General features: G+C 30.3%; 16 protein-coding genes and 1 other RNA gene. All 17 read right to left on the reverse strand.

The window, feature by feature from the left end; genetic code table 11:
* Positions 1-13: 13 nt before the first annotated feature.
* Positions 14-355, reverse strand: a complete 342-nt coding sequence (locus ACWJJ7_RS09530; protein ID WP_462961917.1) for a zinc ribbon domain-containing protein YjdM — start codon at positions 353-355, stop codon at positions 14-16.
* A 190-nt stretch (positions 356-545) separates the two neighbouring features.
* Positions 546-1,421: an alpha-amylase family glycosyl hydrolase gene (locus tag ACWJJ7_RS09535; protein ID WP_462961918.1), complete on the reverse strand. Its 876-nt coding sequence runs from the start codon at positions 1,419-1,421 to the stop codon at positions 546-548.
* An 870-nt stretch (positions 1,422-2,291) separates the two neighbouring features.
* Entirely contained in the window at positions 2,292-3,185 is an 894-nt protein-coding gene (locus tag ACWJJ7_RS09540; protein WP_462961919.1) for a metallophosphoesterase, read from the reverse strand.
* Between the two features lie 364 nt (positions 3,186-3,549).
* Positions 3,550-4,542 (reverse strand): tRNA dihydrouridine synthase, encoded by a 993-nt coding sequence (locus ACWJJ7_RS09545; RefSeq protein ID WP_462961920.1) that lies wholly within the window; start codon positions 4,540-4,542, stop codon positions 3,550-3,552.
* A gap of 13 nt (positions 4,543-4,555) precedes the next feature.
* On the reverse strand, positions 4,556-5,650 hold the full coding sequence (locus ACWJJ7_RS09550) for a sensor histidine kinase (protein ID WP_462961921.1): 1,095 nt from the start codon (positions 5,648-5,650) through the stop codon (positions 4,556-4,558).
* Positions 5,631-6,335, reverse strand: a complete 705-nt coding sequence (locus tag ACWJJ7_RS09555) for a response regulator transcription factor (protein WP_165413564.1) — start codon at positions 6,333-6,335, stop codon at positions 5,631-5,633. The genes ACWJJ7_RS09550 and ACWJJ7_RS09555 overlap by 20 nt, the downstream gene beginning before the upstream one ends.
* A gap of 74 nt (positions 6,336-6,409) precedes the next feature.
* Positions 6,410-8,371 (reverse strand): serine hydrolase domain-containing protein, encoded by a 1,962-nt coding sequence (locus ACWJJ7_RS09560; RefSeq protein ID WP_462961922.1) that lies wholly within the window; start codon positions 8,369-8,371, stop codon positions 6,410-6,412.
* 223 nt (positions 8,372-8,594) lie between these two features.
* Positions 8,595-9,467 carry a DUF1002 domain-containing protein gene (locus tag ACWJJ7_RS09565; RefSeq protein ID WP_462961923.1) on the reverse strand — a complete coding sequence of 291 codons (873 nt, stop codon included), beginning with the start codon at positions 9,465-9,467 and terminating at the stop codon, positions 8,595-8,597.
* A 467-nt stretch (positions 9,468-9,934) separates the two neighbouring features.
* A complete protein-coding gene (locus ACWJJ7_RS09570) occupies positions 9,935-10,117 on the reverse strand; it encodes a hypothetical protein (protein WP_462961924.1) in 183 nt (60 codons plus the stop codon).
* Between the two features lie 190 nt (positions 10,118-10,307).
* Positions 10,308-11,774: a glycoside hydrolase family 1 protein gene (locus ACWJJ7_RS09575; protein ID WP_462961925.1), complete on the reverse strand. Its 1,467-nt coding sequence runs from the start codon at positions 11,772-11,774 to the stop codon at positions 10,308-10,310.
* Between the two features lie 171 nt (positions 11,775-11,945).
* On the reverse strand, positions 11,946-13,364 hold the full coding sequence (locus tag ACWJJ7_RS09580) for a PTS transporter subunit EIIC (RefSeq protein ID WP_462961926.1): 1,419 nt from the start codon (positions 13,362-13,364) through the stop codon (positions 11,946-11,948).
* Positions 13,365-13,564: 200 nt separating this feature from the next.
* Positions 13,565-14,368: a MurR/RpiR family transcriptional regulator gene (locus ACWJJ7_RS09585; protein WP_462961927.1), complete on the reverse strand. Its 804-nt coding sequence runs from the start codon at positions 14,366-14,368 to the stop codon at positions 13,565-13,567.
* Between the two features lie 166 nt (positions 14,369-14,534).
* Positions 14,535-14,888: a transfer-messenger RNA gene (ssrA, locus tag ACWJJ7_RS09590) on the reverse strand.
* 225 nt (positions 14,889-15,113) lie between these two features.
* Positions 15,114-15,584, reverse strand: coding sequence for an SsrA-binding protein SmpB (smpB, locus tag ACWJJ7_RS09595; RefSeq protein ID WP_462964972.1), 471 nt, complete (start codon positions 15,582-15,584; stop codon positions 15,114-15,116).
* A 206-nt stretch (positions 15,585-15,790) separates the two neighbouring features.
* The gene (rnr, locus tag ACWJJ7_RS09600; RefSeq protein ID WP_462961928.1) at positions 15,791-17,986 is read right to left on the reverse strand and encodes a ribonuclease R; all 2,196 of its coding nucleotides are present in this window, start codon (positions 17,984-17,986) and stop codon (positions 15,791-15,793) included.
* Between the two features lie 487 nt (positions 17,987-18,473).
* On the reverse strand, positions 18,474-19,190 hold the full coding sequence (locus ACWJJ7_RS09605; RefSeq protein ID WP_462961929.1) for a pseudouridine synthase: 717 nt from the start codon (positions 19,188-19,190) through the stop codon (positions 18,474-18,476).
* Complete coding sequence (locus tag ACWJJ7_RS09610; protein ID WP_462961930.1) at positions 19,099-19,290, reverse strand: hypothetical protein; 192 nt, start codon at positions 19,288-19,290, stop codon at positions 19,099-19,101. The genes ACWJJ7_RS09605 and ACWJJ7_RS09610 overlap by 92 nt, the downstream gene beginning before the upstream one ends.
* Between the last annotated feature and the right edge of the window lie 21 nt (positions 19,291-19,311).

Raw genomic sequence — 19,311 nt, forward strand, 5'->3', positions numbered from 1 at the left:
ATTAAAACTTAATTTATACCTTTTTAACAAATTCAGATTTTAATTCCATAGCTCCAAACCCATCAATTTTGCAATCAATATTATGATCTCCATCAACCAAACGTATATTTTTTACTTTTGTACCTTTTTTTATGGCTGATGAACTTCCTTTTACTTTAAGGTCTTTGATTACCGTTACAGAATCACCATCGTTTAATACATTTCCATTTGCATCTTTGATAATCTTTTTATCTTCACTATTTTCGGTTTCTAATTCTAAAGTCCATTCATGAGCACATTCAGGGCAAACAAAAAGACTTCTATCTTCGTAAGTGTATTCTGAATTACATTTTGGGCAATTTGGCAAATCCGACATAATTTCATTTCCTCCATTCGTTATTGTTAACTTTAATATATAAGAATTATTGTCAATTCCTTTTTAAAATTTCATAATAATAGCAATTACAAAGTTGAAATTTACAAAAAAAAATATAGGGAGTTCCTCATATGCTTATATACTATCATAGTCTCTTCATATTGACAAACTCTCCTCCACAGGCAATCATTTATCCTGCCAAATTGATATTTTTAATATTTTCCATTTTCCATAAATCTGAATATGGCCTAACATAAAATAATACATTACTTTCTTTATAATTTTTTAATAGTAACTCCCATTTTAATGTTATCACATTATCATCCATGCTTTTAGTAAATCCCCAGCTTTCCTCGGTGTCATGGGACATTACATAAATAACCATCTTGCTCTGGTTGGTTGCCTCACTATCAGTTAACACATTTATAAAAGGTGTATACTTGTTTAATAGTTCTTCACTGGATTCAATACATTCAGCATAGTTGAACATATCTTTAAATTCGCCAAATACCCTTGTCCAAAAGTAACTTCCTTCACTCTCTAATGCAAAATGCTTACCCATGTCGATTCTGAACCCACCAACTCCACAATTCTTTAGTTCTTTTAAAAAATTTATATAAATATTTTGTAATTCTGCGTCATTGTAATTGAGCATTGGTAATCCAAAAGCACCGTTAACTATTGCATTTCTATTGTCATAATCTACTGTATTCTTTGCGTTAGTCCAAAATCTAGGATTATCTCGTAGATTTTGGTCTACGCTTTTACTTGGTATTAGCTTTCCACTTTCATCACCTGCTAAATGTCGTAACACCACGTCAACGATAATTTTAATTCCTATTTTATTAGCTTTATAACATAATTCTGTTAAATCTTCCTTTGTGCCACTTCTATTGCCTATTTTAAATGATAGAGGTTGATAGTATGTCCACCATTCATCTCCTTTTTTGCAAGGTTGCACGGGAGTAACCTGTATGGATGTATATCCACACTCTTTTACTTTATCTAAAATTTTAGTTATATCAGAAATTTTCCATTGAAAACAGTGTAATATTATTTCTCTCACATTATTATGTCCTTTCATGAATCATTTATTTTATAATGTATTTAACCATTTGACCAATTTTAACTTAAATCATCAGCCGCGGTGCTGTTCATCTTCTTCGAAGCTGCAATATTAATTAAATTATTACTATTACAATCAGATAATATTTTAAAGAAAATAGATTTAACATAATGTAGTTCCTATAGATAATGATGTACTTAATTACCATTAAATATACACAGAATAATTTTTCAAAAAATATATAATCATTAGGCTTAGAGTGAATTCGTGTCTTTTCTCAATTTTTTTCACCTTATGTAACTTCATTTTATTAATAACATATTTATATACTGTTAAATACTAGTTTAACAAAGGAGTAATAATGTGAGATTTAAAGGATTAACAGGTAAAGTTATAACCCCTTTTGATAAGGAATACGATATCCTAAGACTTGAATACAACCTAGACATTAATAAATCCCCTTTAGCGATAGATTGATACTGAACATGATATTGCAGTAATCCAGAGGTTCATAAAGTGGACAAGATTACTGTTATACAGCTTAGGTGGAATGAAGTTTCGAGATAAGATTTCTTCGACGTATGGCAATGCTTTTTAGAAACTGCCAATAAAAAGATTAGTTGTTTCGCTGGTTTTAATAAGGAGGGCATATATCTGAATGGATTTTTCTATGGAGATAAATCAGAGGCTGAAAAAGTTTTGAGAAAGTTTTTATTACTTCCTGGTTTATTTCAACAATCAATAAAACCTTAATATCAAAAATTAAACTATAAGAGGACCCTCACTAATTAATTAGTGAGGGTCCTCTTATGGAGGCGATGAATATTGCTCAAATCTCCTTTTTATTTCCGCAAGTTACTTAGATTATCTCTAAGCGTCAAAGTAATCCTTTAATTTTCTTGGTCCTGCAAGTACTTGCCTGTCTACGAACAAAGTTCCATCCTCCTTTGTGTTAACATACCATTTTACAAGTTTGATATTACCAAAATCAATTTCCATTGCTGTTATGCATCGAGGATGAACACAGCTTCCATCGTTGAAATATGGAGGCTCACCTACTTCAGGAAACATAGGCCTATGTGTATGCCCTGCGACCATCATCTGTTTTTCTTTTATTACCCATTCAATAAGCTTTTTTTCTACTGCTTGTTTTTTATGATAATTCTGTGCTGTTCTAGTTGGATCATTTACTCCAAAGAAGTTAAGGGGTCTCCATAAATACCTTACTAAAAATCTGGTTAATCTCCACATTTTATCATTTAGACAATCCACTTGATGCCCGTGTATTAGAAAGATTTTATCATTAGTAACTTTATGCCTCAATACTATCCCCTCATGAAGCCTAATATTACTGAATAAAGGAATATACCTTTTCTTGAGTTCATCAAAGTATTTATATAAATTATTTTTTACAAATTTATCGTTTCTTTTTACTATATCATGGTTCCCAAAAATAAAATTGAGCCTATCTTCATTAAAAAATTTAGACAGCAGCCAGAAAACATCGCTGTGTACCCTCTTAATCTCAGAAAGTCCTTTATTCTCCCAAAGTTCATCTCCATCACCAATCTCTATATAAGTATAATGTCCGTCATAGTAATGAGTTAAGGCCGCAAAATAAATATTTTGATTCTTTGAAAAATTATCTGACCAGTTTCCATCACCTCTATGGCAATCACTCATTAAAACAATCTTGGAGGAATCGTCAAAAAGAATTTCCTCCGATGATTCAAAAACTTTAGATAAATGTTTTAATGTATTCATCTTTTACCCCTCTAACCCACAAAATTCTTTTTATATTTAAATATATTACAATATTTACTCATAAAGAACACTTAGAGGCCCGTAAAAAAGGATATAGACATATTTCACCTCCTAAAATATTTATTAAAAAATAAGAGCCTTGGAAAAGTCCAAGGCTATCCTAAGGTGATTAACTGAAAATTTATTTTAAATAACTATACCACTTAAAGTCTTTATCTGATCTCTTACATACTGAATGAATAATTAATATAAGCAATAAACATATAACTGCTGCGTAGTATCCATTTATCACTCCTTTAGAATTTTTTTACATTTAAATATAATTTATCCCAGTATATTTTAAAGTCTTGAAGTTCCTTTTCACCTACTTTTGTTTAGTGGGAGACTTTCCTTCTGAAATGTCGTTAAATAATCCAGCCCCTTCTATGATTTCCTGCTCCGCAAATAAACTTAAGACAGCTTCATTATAATCACTTAAATTTTGTGACTTCTTTATTTTCTTAGCATATTTTTTATTATCTGAAAATATGTAAATCATATACCCCCATAGTTCTTTCATTCTAAATATTGCATTTCTATCTTCATCAAATAATTCTATATATTTATTTAAAATTTCATCATGAAAATCTTTTAATACTTTTTTGTCTATATTAGTATTATTTTTAATCTCATTCATTAACCTTGGATTGGCTATTATCCCTCTTCCTAGCATTACTGTTTTTACCTCTGGAAAAGCTTTCATTAATTTATTATGATCATCAATAGTGAAAATATCCCCATTATAACATACTGGATTAATGCTTAAAGATAATGCATCTTTAAATACCTGTAAATTAGGTTTATTTCCATAAAAATCTTTTTGTATTCTCGGATGGATAATTAATTCTTCTAAAGGATATTTATTGTAAATTTTTATTAGCTCATAAGATTCTTCTGGACTATCTTTTCCTATTCTAGTTTTTATAGAAATTTTCATATCATCTATTTTAAATATTTCATCTAAAAACATATCAAGTTCTTCTCTTTTGGCTAGAAATCCTGAGCCTCTATCTTTTGAAACAACAGTTCCAGCAGGACATCCTAAATTTAAATTAACCTCGTTATAACCCAATTGCTGTAATTTTCTAGAAGTAATAATAAAACCTTCTGAATCGTTAGTAAGTATTTGGGGAATTATATTCATCCCTTTATTATTTTCAGGCAAAACATCTCTTAATTCTTTAGACTTAAGACTTCTACTTTTATTGGTAACAATAAAAGGTGTAAAGTATTTATCAATACTATTAAAAAATTTTTCGTAAGAATTTCTATATATGTATCCCGTAATTCCTTCCATTGGTGCTAAATAATATTTCATTTATTAACTCCTTTTAATCAAATGGTAATTTTATTTTAAATTCTGTTTTTCCCTTAGAGCTTGCAACCTCTATATTGCCATTATGTAATTCTACTATTGTCTTTACAATTGCGAGCCCAAGTCCAGTTCCCTCTTTTTTATTACAAGATTTTTCTACCCTATATAATCTTTGGAATAAATTCTTCAAATTCTCTTCTTCTATTATATCTCCATAATTAACAAATCTAACTAAGGCCATATTATTTCCTTTTTCTATATTTATATTTAAATGTTTTCCCTCACTACCGTACTTAATTGCATTAGATATTATATTTTCAAAGGCTCTAACTAATAAAATAGCATCTCCAGTTATTATTAAACCTGCATCCTTTGAATATATTTTATATTCCATTCCAACATTCTCAAAAGACGGTATAAATCCAATGATAACTTGTTCTATTAATTGATGTAGATTTATGTTAGATTTATTTAAATTTACATCTCCATTACTTATCTTTGTAAACTCAAAAAGTTGATCTACTGAGCTCTTTAATTCCTTTGCTTTACTTAACGAAACTTCACAATAATGCTGCAGCTCATCATCATTTTTATAACTTCTCTTTTTAATTAACTCTAAAAACCCAAGGACAGATGTAAGTGGAGTCCTTAAATCATGAGATAAATTCGTAATCAAGTTATTGTTCTGCTTTTCCCACTGTCTTTCTTTTTTCATAAGTTCTTTTATACTATATGCCATTTTATTAACATCTGAAGCTAATCTTCCTAGCTCATCCTTTGTTTTAACAGGTATATTTATATCCATATTTCCATTAGTTACTATATTTAAATTCTGTGATATTTCTTCTATATAATCAGTAATTTTATTCATTCTTTTTATAAATATTAAACACATTAGCACTATAAAAGTTACAAAAACTCCTATACTAAACCCTAACATAACTAAACTATTTGTATTATACTCATTAGTAAATTTCATATAAAGGCTTGGCCAGAAAATATGTAGCCATATAATCACTAAAAAAACTCCTACTAATGTTGATATTATAGACATTAACATAGCTATAAAGAAATTTATGAGTATATTGTATTTAATACTCGTACTCTTCAATCTTATATCCAACTCCCCACACTGTTTCTACTATTTTAGGCTCCTTAGGATTATCCTCTAATTTTTCTCTCAACCTCCATATATGCACCATAACAGTGTTATTTCCTTCAAAATATTTTTCCTTCCAAATCTCTTTAAATATATCCTCAGCACCAAATACTTTTCCACTGTTACTTGCCAATAATAGCAATATCGCATATTCTGTTGGAGTTAATTTTAACTCTGCACCAAATAAATTAACTTTATGATTTCTTTTGTTTATAGTAATCCCTTTTATTTCAATTACATCTTCATTATCAAAGGGTTTATGATTTTCATTAAGATATACATATCTTCTTATTTGGGCTTTCACTCTAGCAATGAGTTCCATTGCATTAAATGGTTTTACCATATAGTCATCTGCACCTGTAGATAAACCTTGTATTTTATCTATGTCTTGACCCTTTGCACTCACCATTATAATTGGAATATTGTACTCTTTTCTAATCTTCATGCAAACCTGTAACCCATCCATTCCTGGCATCATTATATCTAAAATCACAAGATGAATCTTTCCTTTATTAATTATATTAAGTGCATCTACGCCATTTGTAGCTTTAAATACCTTATACCCATCATTTAATAAGTATACTTCCATAAGTTCAATTATTTCTACTTCATCATCTACAATCAGTACATTAAACATAGCGCTTATTTCTCCCATCAAATATCTGTTTTTAATAAAATTATACCACATTTCAAAATAACTGATGTTCAGGTTTATATTTTAAATCCTAAAAAATTAAAGTAATATATAAACCATATAAAAATAAAATTAGCTATAGTTATGATTGTAAAATAAATTTTTTCTGCTTTTCTCCCTCTCTTTTTAGCCCAATTATATATTAAAATAATTAATCCACAAATACTTAAAACCGCTCCTACTATTAAAAACCCTAAAAAGGTATAAAGTAACCATGCAAAGGTAAAATCATTAGTACTAATCATAGTCATTGCCATTACAGTTGCACCAAGCATTCCAACTACATTAAATGTACTAATAACTAAGTTTGCTGTTCTAATTAATTTTATGCCCCTACAACTTTTGCACCCTGTTTGTTTAAACTTCCTTTTTATAAACAAAACTATTGTTCCAATTATATTAATAATGAACATAATCATAGCTATAGCAAATATAGATATATTAAAATTTGCTTCATCAAAAAAACTTATCTTTTCATAGGAATTATGGCTTACATCATTAAATGCATAAGTTACTTTACCACTATCATTTATTTTAAATGCAAAATCTCCTCGTCCATCTTCCCTTGCAAATACTCCATCTTCCTTTTCAACAAGAGTTGTATTGATTTCCTCTTTAGCAGACGTATATTCATTAAGTGTTAATGTACCATCTTTGTTATCTTTAATTTTCATATTCATATCAGGCATCATTAAACTAAAAATCTTCATAATATTACTTTTTGCTATTCCATCATAGCTTCTATATGTTCCTTCATATTTACTAAAATCCTTAGATGGATTTTTCTTTATTTCATTAAACTTATTATTAGTGGTAGGATAAAATTCATTTAAAAACTCTTCTTCAAAGTTAAATGGAAGTGGATTTAATGAATTAGTTGCAATATATATCCCTAAACCTTCCTTTGGCATTAAAAATAATGTAGTAGTACTACCTGCAATTAATGCACCTTCATGTTTTAATATTTCTTGTACATTTCTATTGCTTCTTATGAATCCATATCGCATTCCAGGCAAACTATTATTATTTGAAAATTGTTTATTCTTCATTATTGTTGATGTTTTTTCATTTAAAATTTTATTTCCTTGAAACTCTCCATTATTTAAGTGAGCTATCATAAAGTTTTCCATATCTTTAACTGTTGTATTTATTCCTGAAGATCCGGAAGTATATTGATAATCTAAAGGACTTTCATTATAATCTCCGCCTATTCCTCCATACCCATAACACTTAACTGTATTATTATTTTTTAATCTAACTAAGCTATTATCCATTTTTAAAGGTTCTAATATGTTTTTCTTTATATATTCCTCATAACTAATACCAGCTACCTTTTCTATACCATACCCTAGAAGGTTATAACCTTGATTAGAATATCTACTAACAGTATTAGGCTCTCTTACTACCCTCGGAGTATGGTTATCAAAATAATACTCCTGTGATTTTATTGACTTTTCATCTCTCGTACCAACATTAAGCTCACTAGCTTCATCAACTCCACTAGAATGCGTTAATAAATTACCACAAGTTACTGGTTCCTTATAATTATTAATAACCTTATACGGTTTTATATAATTATCAATATTTTCATTAAGATCTATTTTCCCCTCTTCATACAGTTGCATAATAGCTGTTGCAGTAAACATTTTGCTTACTGATGCTGCTGGGAAAACAGTTTTATCTGGATCTACTGATATCTTTCCTGCAATATTACTATATCCATATCCCTTTTTAAACACTTCTTTGCCATCCTTAACAATCGCTATAGCTGCTCCTGGGATTGAATACTTCTCCATATTTTTCTTAAAAAAATCATCTGTGAATCGCTGTAAATTCTGACTGTTATTCACCGCTAAATGTTTCTTATTGACTTCCTTTTTCTTCTCTATTTCCTTTCCAAAACTATTACTATGTATACCTAAGCTTATTAACATAACACTTAATAATATTGTCATAAATCTTTTTGCTTTCATATTCACAAATTCCAACTCCTTAACTATTCTTTAGTTAAATTTTACATCAAAATAAATTTCTAATTTTAACTTTTTTCTTACGAAAAAATAACATTTATGTTTTAAATTAAGGCATAAAAAAATCCTGAACATCTCTGTTCAGGATTTTACTGGTGGAGGCAAGCATAATGTATGAAATCCACTATATAAAGATGCCTTCCTTAGGTACAGAAGACATCTCATTCTCATCTCATTCACCTTTTAAACCATCTGCTATTCCTTTAAAGAAATTTCCAATAGAAGCACACACACTTGCGAACCCACTTTTAGCCTTATCACTCTCTAATGTATTTTTCATTGTACTAGCTACACCCTCAAGCTGTCCTTTTACTTTGCTGTAATCCAAGTTTAATTTATTTACATTTTTCATTAATCCAACAATACCACTTACATCATCTTTAGATAGATTGTAATTGTAATTATTTGTTACATTATTTACTATTTTTGTTATACCTGCCTCAGTCTTAGGTTTATCTTTTATAACTTCACTCTTTACTTCATTGATTAATCCCGCAGCTTTATCTTGTCCAATTTTTTCACCTAGTTGGCCTGTAACTGCGACCTCTTCATTAGCTGTTTTTTTTGTGCTTTCATCTAATTTCTTACCGTCTTTACTATTTTCGAATCCCTTTAGTATGCCAGTCATAGCGGCTGTACCTGATACAAGAAATGGTGCAGAAACTTTAACATTAGCATTCTCAATTCCTGCTGTAATTAGGGCATTCTTTATCATACTAGCATTTACCCAAGTTACATTATTTGTATTCACTACTAAACCACCAGTAGTTGTCGGCTCAATATAGGAACAGGATATCGCCTTATTACCTAATTGATCTCTAGATACTGTACCTCCTAGATATTTCTTCTCCTCAGCAGATGTAACTTCAACAACACTCGCACTATTCCTATCTACACCAAAATACTTTAGCATGTTCTCTTCCTGTTGATTCGTCAAATCATACCCTATAGTAACACTCTTATATGAATCAGCGTATACATTGTGTATAGGTGTTACAAACAAACTTGCTGCTAACATTACACCTAAGACTAATTTCTTATTCATTTAACAAGACCTCCTTATTATATTGAGTTTTAGAGTATATTACTTTTATACCAACAAAGCTATTTTACCGGCTAGGGCTGAAGCTGAGAGAGTGTCTATGAATAATTTTCCCACTCACTAATGCTTCAGTGCTAATACCGGTATCCTTGGTAGTTGATAGTGCTATGGGGGATTTCTGTTCGTCACGCTTTTGTATCGATATTTGCACCAGCTTTAACGCTATTTAAATTTCCACATTATTTTACTATTGTGACTTAGATATATTATACCCTAAATTATATTAATTTGGTAAATGGATTCTTTGATATTTAATTGTATGAACTATAGATACCCTGCGGTTTAGCTTATGTATAACTTTCACTTCATTAAACAATTATTTTCCATTTTATTTCAAAAGTTATCTTAGTTTATATCAATTTAATTAAAAATGACTATACAACCATAACTACTGCTCATATCATATTAGGTTAATCTCCTAAAGGTTCATAATCCTTTAAAATAGTAAAGACCACATTGAATGTCACTTCAACATGGTCTTTATAAACAATTACTTTATCAACATAATTCCGAATAATTTTTTTACACTCTGGCATAATCCGCTCTTTTAGAGTTACTTCCAGTTTAGTTTCCCTCTCCTTTAAGCCACTCATCTTTTCTTTAAATTCATCATAGGCAAAACCTTGGGTAATTGCATTTACTAATCAGAAACTGATTAATATATCTCATAATGCTTTCACCTCATCCGTTACTAAAATTGCTTTGCATATTTATAACTTATAAAAAAAGCAGAGCAATCCTTATTAATCATAAGAATTCCCCCACCATAACTTAATATTATTATTAATCTAAATCTTTTCCATTAGTTTCAATTACTTTTTTATACCATTCAAAAGATTTCTTTTTCCTTCTTTCATAACTTCCATTACCAAGGTCATCAGCATCTACATATATAAATCCGTATCTCTTAGTCATTTGACATGTTGACATACTTACCATATCAATACATCCCCATGGCGTATATCCCATAACCTCAACTCCAACTTCAATGGCATCTGCAATGGCTTGAATATGCTCTCTAAAATATTTGATTCTATAGTCGTCAATAATTGTTCCATCATCCTCAAGCTTATCTTTACATCCAATACCATTTTCTACGATGAATAATGGTTTACGATATCTGTCATATAGCTCTACTAAAGAAATATGAAGCCCAGTAGGATCAACTTGCCAGTCCCATTGTGTTGTTTCAAGATATGGATTTTTAACACCGCTAGTTAGATTCCCACTTACCTTTTCTCTTTGGTCTTCATCTTTACTTGCAACCTTGCTCATATAATAGCTAAATGATACAAAATCTGCTGGATAGCATTTAATTATTTCTTCATCCCCTGGGGCAAATTCTACATTAATATTATTTTGTTCCCAGTAATTTTTCACATGTTTTGGATACTCTCCTAATACTTGTACATCTGAGTAGAAATAATTCTTTCTATTCTCCTCTAAGGCTAGTAACATATTTTTCGGATGACAATTTTCTGGATAAGTTAATGTTCTTGTTAACATACATCCCATCTGTGCCTCTGGCATTATTTCATGTAAATATTTAGTTGCCAATGAACTAGCTACAAATTGATTATGAACTGACTGATAAATAACTTCTTCTAATTTATCTTCAGGATATCTGTCAGCTACAATCCCAACTGTAGTAAATGGATGACGAAACACACTATCTATTTCATTAAAAGTTAACCAATATTTTATTAAACCTTTATAGCGATTAAATACTGTTTTACAAAAACGAATAAAGAAGTCAATCACAGGTCTTTGATACCACCCATCATAGTGGTTACATAAATATAGTGGCATTTCATAGTGATGAAGTGTTACTAAAGGTTCAATGCCTCTTTTCTTCATTTCAATAAACATTTCCTCATAATGTTTAAGCCCCTTTTCATTTGGTTCTTCTTCAATACCATTTGGATAAATTCTAGCCCATTGAATTGATACACGAAGAACTTTAAATCCCATTTCCTGAAATAAATCTAGATCTTCTTTGTACCTATGATAAAAATCTATTCCATGACGTTTCCCATATTTCGAAACATCTGTACTTTTCATAGCTTCTGCTATGTCATCACTACTAATCCCATGTTGTGCCTTGTAATCCTTGGGATCAACATTTGCCTTATAGGTACTGCAATCAGCTACAGATAATCCTTTACCATCTACATCCCAAGCACCTTCGCATTGATTTGCCGCAGTGGCTCCTCCCCATAAAAATTCTTTCGAAAACTTGTTTTTTTTCATATTATTTCCTCCTTATAGATAACGCCTTTGTGTCCTTAGTAACCGATTCTTTTTCTAATATAGACATCTCTTCAATCTCATCCATATTAGTAACTATCAGCATTGTAGTAAGATCATATCCAGCCTCTTTAATTTTGTCGATATTAAACTTTACTAATGGCTGACCTTTTTTTACTCTCTTTCTTTTATCTTTTCATCTACATCACTTGTTCCTACTTCATCTTCCCCCACCTCTTCTTCAAAACCTAAGAAATACGTAAGGGTCGCTGTGCCAAAGAATGCTAAACAAATTCCGATTATATAGTAAACAAATGTATCTCCAATGAAAGCTGGTAAAGTTGTTAATGCGGGGAATACATAAACAATAGCTTTAGTATGCATACCGCCGATAAATCCTCCTGCAATAGCACCCCCAATAATTTGTGCAATAAATGGTTTCTTAAACTTTACTGATAGTCCATATATAATTGGCTCTGTAACACCACCAAGTAATGCCGGAACTGTTGCAGATAATGCAAATGTTTTATTTTCTTTGTTTTTACTTTTTAAAAACACACCAAATGCTGCTCCGGCGCTTGCAAATGTAGCAGCGGCAACCATTGGACGAATGTAATCGAATCCGTAAGTAGCAATATTATTAATCATAATTGGAACAACACCCCAGTGAATTCCTAACAGTACTAAGAATGTCCAACCTCCACCAACGACCACACCTGTGAGAACTCCACTCTTCACACTAAAGAAATTAACTGCATTTCCAATACCATTTGCTAAGTAAACACCCATAGGTCCAATTACAATAATGGTCAATGGAACCATAATAAGTAATGCCACGAAGGAAAGTGCAAAAAGCTCTATGCTCTTAGGAATAAATTTCTTTAATAGTTTCTCCAACTTAGAATAAACTAAAATCGATAATATGGCAGGAACTAAAGTACCTGAATAACTCATTAGTACAACCGGTATTCCTAAAAAGCTTGTTACATCCCCAGGTGCTTGCATAAGTCCTGTGAACTTGGGCTCCATTAGAGCTGATACAATTGCTAATGAAATAAAAGGATTACATTTGAAAACTTTTGCTGATGAATATGCTAAAAACAAAGGTAAGAAATAAAATACACTGTTTCCAGCTGCTGATAATATTTTATAGGTACTTCCTGAAGTATCGATTATTCCTAATGTAGTAGTTAAAATTACAAGAAGTGCCTTTATCATACCTGCACCTGCAAGAGCTATTACTATTGGATTTACAATAGCTGACATTATATTAAACGCACGTGTTAATGCACTTCCAGTAGGCTTTTCTTCCGTTATTGGATTTCCACCATCATGTTTAATTGGATATAAACTTACCACTGTATCGTATACATCTGTAACTGCATTTCCAATAACAACTTGGAACTGCCCATTTCCTTCTACAACTGATAAAACTCCACTTAATTTTTTAATTCTATCTTTATCTGCCTTTGAATTATCTTTTAATTTGAATCTTAAACGTGTTACACAATGAGTTAGATCTGAAACATTATCAACTCCACCTATATTTTTAACAATTTGCTTTGCTAGATTTTCATAGTTCTTTTTTGCCACGATTTTTTCCCCCAATATTATTAAATTTTTTTATAATTCTTGTTGTTCACTTATGATAAAGTAACCAATTTAAGTTTAGTTCTCTAATGTATTTTGATTGTAACATAAGTTTTTATGAATCAATGAAAGTTCTCAATTTGGAAACTTTAATAAAAAAAATGAATTGTGAGCTATAATATATAGAGCTCACAATTCATTTATTATTCCTTTTTACGTGTCAATTGGCGATATCTAAGAGTAATATAATCATTAATTAATTGAAAAATAATTGAATGGGTCTGAACATTAGTTGTATGCTTAAAATTAATACACAAATCTACTTTTTCGAATTCTTCCATTTCCTTATTTGATGTAATCAAAACAATTTTAGCTTTTGTATTCAAAAAACTCTTTGTAATTTGAAACTCCGATAGCTGATATCTTTGCATATAGCTTCCTGAATTTGAAAAAATTATAATTAAAGTATCTTCTTTAGCATTATTTATAAACTGATCTTGTTTTACATCGTTCAAATTAGTAATTATAAATTTACCATTATAAGCTAATTTAGTTTGTAAATCTAATGTAGCAATTTCAGAAAATAACAACCCAAAACTTGCAACTTTTTTATACTTAATTAAATCTTTTGCCAATTCATCAATTTTATTCATATCAATGAATTTTTTACATTCTTCAATATCCTTATGTATAATTTCTAAATAAGAATCCATTCCCTTTTCTTCAATATACTCTACAATATTCTGATTATAGTTTAGCTTGAATCCATATTTATTTTGTTTAAAGGTTGCCGCTGTCCTAAAACTAGCATAATCTTCAAAATCTATACTACGAATAAATTTTGAAATAGTAGATTTTGAAACAATACACAACTTGGCTACTTCGCTAATAGTCATATCGTATAAGGAATGAAAATTCATAAGTAAGGTCAATACAATATGATAGTCTGTTGACTTTGGAGGACTATCATTTAACATTGTCAGTAAACGATTTAATAAAACTCCCATAGAAATTCTCCTTTGTATAAAAAAATATACTATTCTTTATAAGTAGCATATTTTATTATTTAATATAGCACCATTTTATTAATATTTCACTACATTCATTTTTTTATATAACCAAATTTAAGCATAAGAAAACCCTCAACTAAAGTTAATTAGTCGAGGGTTTCACTGGTGGAGGCGAGGGGTGTCGAACCCCTGTCCGAAAGCCATAACACCTAGGCATCTACGAGCGTAGTCAGTACTTTAAAATTCCCGTCTCCTAACCCCTACTGACGGGGTTTAGGTTCCGGTAGCTTCATATTTTCCGTTTCTGGGTCAAAGCTTTCCCAGACTCGGTTCACCGCTGTCGGCGCCCTATCCTAAGTCGCGGTATTCAAAGGTAAGACGTAGCAGAACTAAGCTGCTAGTGCTAAATTATCGTTTGCGTTTAAATTGTTCCAATAGTTTTTTAACGCGGGTCCATAGGTTCCCTCGGCTCGCTTCCTCGATGCAACGTACCCCCGTCGAAACCAAGTACGCCCCCTAATATGTCAAAAGATTAAACTAAAATCTTTTGTACTACAATAATATATAACTATTATTGTATGTAATTACGCAAATTTAAATTATTAAATTTTTATGACCCATAAATCAATTAGATATCAACTGTTAATCTAATTTCTTGTTACTTACTATAAACCTAATGATACACTATATTATATCCTTTATCAAGTGCTAATATCATGGAATGTATGTGCATTATTGCTAGTTATCTCATTCTCTCTTTTATCTGCCTATCCATGTCTCTCTTAGCATCTTTTTCTAGCATTGCATCTCTCTTATCATAATCTTTTTTACCGCGAACAATACCAAGATTAACTTTTACCTTAGTATCCTTAAGATATAGGGATAATGGAACTAGTGTAAAACCCTTTTGAGACGTAAATGATGCTAGTTTATTTATTTGCTCTTTATGAAGCAATAATTTTCTTACTCTTAAAGGATCAGTATTAAATTGATTCCCATTTTCGTAATGACTAACATGCATATTTTTTATAAATACTTCCCCATTTATAACATCTGCATAAGCATCTTTTAAGTTCGCCTTTCCAGCTCTAATAGACTTTACTTCTGTACCAACAAGCGCTATACCAGCTTCCATTGCTTCTTCTATAAAATAATCATGTCTTGCTTTCCTGTTTTCTGCTAGTGTTTTGTTTTCCGATTTCTTTGCCACAATTTCACCTGCTTTATTCTTATTAATATATATAAGAATACATTATATATACTATGTATAATATATCTTATTATACTATACTATATATTCTTTTTCAAGAATATATGGTTTATTTTTACAGTGTTTTTTAAAATATAATACACAGATGAAGCTGTTAACTTCTTCTGTGTATTTTCAAATTATTCTATATTATAGTCTTCTTTCTTTGACTAATCTTCCTTTATAAGTTCATTTAAATCCTTAACGGAGTATTCCACTTCTTTATCCTCTTCGTTCTCTTCTTTATCCTCATCAGGTTCAATTATATCAAAATAAACTTCATGTGAAGTTAAATCAACTTTACTAACTACAATTCTTACTTCTTCTCCTAGTTTATACATTTTCTTAGTTCGCTCACCAATAAGTGTTAAATGTCTTTCATCAAAGACATAATAATCATCATCCAAGCTAGTCATATGAACTAACCCTTCTACAGTATTGGGAAGTTCAACAAACAATCCAAAATTAGTTACTGAGGATATAATCCCATCATATTCTTGACCAATTCGCTCACTCATATACTCAGCTTTCTTTAAGTCATCTACTTCTCTCTCAGCTTCCATCGCTACTCTTTCCATATCTGAAGATTGTTTTGACGCTATCTCTACTTCTCTATCTAATCTATCTGTTCTCGCCTGACTTAATCCTCCATTTATAACCTCTTTAATTATCCTATGGATCATTAAGTCAGGATATCTTCTAATTGGTGATGTAAAATGACAATAATATTTGGCTGCTAACCCAAAATGCCCAACACATTCTGGAGAATATTTCGCTTTCATCATAGAACGAAGTAATAAAGTACTTAGTACCATCTCTTCTTTTTGACCTTTTACTTTTCCTATTACTTCTTGAAGCATTCTAGGATGTATATCCTTTCCCCACTTCATAGAATATCCTAAATTATGAGCAAATTCACTAAATCGCATTAATTTCTCTTCATCTGGGTCCTCATGAATTCTATATACAAATGGCACATTTAGCCAGAACATATGCTCAGCTACAGTTTCATTAGCCGTTAACATAAATTCCTCTACTAATCTATTTGCAATTGCTCTCTCATAAGGTACAATGTCTACAGGTTTTCCTAATTCATTTAATATTATTTTGCACTCAGCGAAATCAAAATCTATAGCGCCCCTATTCATTCTCTTCTTATTAAGAATGCCACATAACTCTTCCATGTATTTAAAATCTTCATACAAATAATCATATTTTTTGATAGTTTCAGCATCTTTATCCCTTAGTATTTTCGTAACTTCTGTATAAGTCATTCTCTCATTAGTTTTTATAATACTTTCCATTATTTCATGATCTACACATTTACCATCTTTATCTATTTCCATAATGCAACTAAGAGCTAGTCTATCTACTTTAGGATTCAAACTGCAAACCCCATTAGATAATTTTTTAGGAAGCATCGGTATAACTCTATCAATTAAGTATACTGAAGTTGCTCTTTTAAAAGCCTCTTTATCCAAAGGATTTTTATCTTTTACATAGTGAGAAACATCTGCTATATGAACTCCTAAACGATAGTTTCCATTAGCTAAAACTTCAATAGACACAGCATCATCTAAATCTTTAGCATCCTCTCCATCTATGGTTACCATACGTAAATCCCTTAAATCTGTTCTGCGCGTATACTCTTCTTGTGGAATTACTTCAGCTATATTATCGGCATATGCTTCAACATTTTGTGGGAACTCCTCTGGTAGCTTATGTTTTTTAATTATAGTTAATATATCAATGCCAGCGTCACCTTTGCTTCCGAGAACTTCTATAATTCTCCCCTCGGGATTTCTTTTTTGTTCTGGCCACTGAGTTATTTCAGCTATTACTATTTGCCCTGTTTTTGCGCCATTTCTTTCTGATTTAGGAACAAATATATCCTGAGCAATCCTCTTGTCATCAGCTACTACAAAACCAAAATTACTACTGTCTTCATAAGTCCCTATTATTGTTTTATTAGACCTTTCTATTACTCTTACAATTTCACCTTCACATTTTTTTCCACTATTTTCTTCTTTTAAAACTTTTGCAAGAACTTTATCGCCATTCATTGCTCCATTTACATTATCCGCTGGAATAAATACATCTGGTCTTTCTACTTCTGCTATTACGAATCCAAAACCTCTTTGATGACCTTGGAATTTACCAATTACAAGACCCATCTTCTCTGGAATACCATAATATTCGGTATGTGTTTTAACTACGTCCCCATTTTTTTCCATTCCAGTTAATAACTTAGAAAACTCCTTCATGTCTTTTTTCTTAATATCAAACACTCTAGAAAGTTCTACTATATTCATGGGTTTATATGCTTGCTCTGTCATAAAATTTATTAAATTTTCTTTTATATCCATAAGTTTTCCTCCTATATAATTTTCGTATTAATATATTTTTCAAATTTTTAAAAAATATTTATTATTTCTTTAGTTTTTACTAGATATTACGTTAAATTATTCATGTGTTTCTATATTTACTCACTTTTATTATAATCCAAAAAATACATCTAGTATATACTATGTCCTTATATACTTCCCTATTATCAAATAAAAAATGCCCACATTAAATAACGTTATTTAATGTGAGCATTTTATCGAAATATGTTATATCAAGAATTCTTCACAGAAATCGACTTTTTTATACAAAATAAAACAGCCCTTGGGGTTGGGCTGCTTTATAACAAATAAAAAGGGGGCTATTTATCTCTCTATTTATCTTTACTAGTTAATTATATTAAATTTAACTAAGGTTTGCAAGCGTTTTTTACAAATTTCATTGTAAATATATTTTAAAATGAAGATATTTCACTCATTTTTTCCATATAAAATGATATTATTAACTAAATTAAACCTGTTTTAATAAATCCAACTCTTCTTCCGACAATTCTCGATATTGTCCTTCGGATAAATTTTCATCTAATTTTAATGGTCCAAAACTAATTCTTCTTAAAAATGCAACATTTTTATCAACACTTTCGAACATTCTTTTTACCTGATGAAATTTACCTTCTTGAATAGTAATCATTACCTCAGATCCATTTTCATTTGCATTTAATACTTCTAATATGGCCGGCATGCATTTATATCCATCATCCAATACAACACCTTTCTTAAAGGTATCTATATCCTTTTCATCTACAAATTTATTAATCTCAGCATAATACGCCTTATCTACATGATTCTTAGGTGCTATCAATTTATGATTTAATTCACCATCATTAGTGATTAGCAATAACCCTACTGTGTCTTTATCCAATCTTCCTATAGGAAATGGATTAAAAGCATGGTATTCTTGATCTATTAAATCAATAACAGTTTCATCATACTTATCTGCTGTAGCAGAAACTACCCCAGCTGGTTTATTCATGACTATATATATGTATTTTCTATATGTTATTTCTTCACCAGCTACCTTTATTACAGCCTTATCCGGATCAATCTTCATTGTATTATCAGAAATTATTACTCCATCAACCTCTATTTTCCCCTTTTTTAACAATGCCTTCACTTCTTTTCTTGTTCCATGACCTAAATTCGATAATATTTTGTCTATTCTTTCCATATCTATTCATCTCCTTAACTATTTCTAAAACTTCAGGTAAATTATCACCTGCGGTGCTATTCATCTTCTTCGAAGCTGCCATATTAACGACTTTACTCATAAAAAAAACAGCCTTTAAAAG

The organism is Clostridium sp. CM042 (genome assembly GCF_055080995.1).

What these genes read in the sequence shown, in the direction of transcription:
- ACWJJ7_RS09530 (WP_462961917.1), bottom strand. Translation starts at nt 355, where the DNA reads ATGTCGGATTTGCCAAATTGCCCAAAATGTAATTCAGAATACACTTAC.
- ACWJJ7_RS09565 (WP_462961923.1), bottom strand. Translation starts at nt 9,467, where the DNA reads ATGAATAAGAAATTAGTCTTAGGTGTAATGTTAGCAGCAAGTTTGTTT.
- ACWJJ7_RS09555 (WP_165413564.1), bottom strand. Translation starts at nt 6,335, where the DNA reads ATGTTTAATGTACTGATTGTAGATGATGAAGTAGAAATAATTGAACTT.
- ACWJJ7_RS09610 (WP_462961930.1), bottom strand. Translation starts at nt 19,290, where the DNA reads ATGAGTAAAGTCGTTAATATGGCAGCTTCGAAGAAGATGAATAGCACC.
- ACWJJ7_RS09605 (WP_462961929.1), bottom strand. Translation starts at nt 19,190, where the DNA reads ATGGAAAGAATAGACAAAATATTATCGAATTTAGGTCATGGAACAAGA.
- ACWJJ7_RS09575 (WP_462961925.1), bottom strand. Translation starts at nt 11,774, where the DNA reads ATGAAAAAAAACAAGTTTTCGAAAGAATTTTTATGGGGAGGAGCCACT.
- ACWJJ7_RS09570 (WP_462961924.1), bottom strand. Translation starts at nt 10,117, where the DNA reads ATGAGTGGCTTAAAGGAGAGGGAAACTAAACTGGAAGTAACTCTAAAA.
- rnr (WP_462961928.1), bottom strand. Translation starts at nt 17,986, where the DNA reads ATGGATATAAAAGAAAATTTAATAAATTTTATGACAGAGCAAGCATAT.
- ACWJJ7_RS09585 (WP_462961927.1), bottom strand. Translation starts at nt 14,368, where the DNA reads ATGGGAGTTTTATTAAATCGTTTACTGACAATGTTAAATGATAGTCCT.
- ACWJJ7_RS09545 (WP_462961920.1), bottom strand. Translation starts at nt 4,542, where the DNA reads ATGAAATATTATTTAGCACCAATGGAAGGAATTACGGGATACATATAT.
- ACWJJ7_RS09540 (WP_462961919.1), bottom strand. Translation starts at nt 3,185, where the DNA reads ATGAATACATTAAAACATTTATCTAAAGTTTTTGAATCATCGGAGGAA.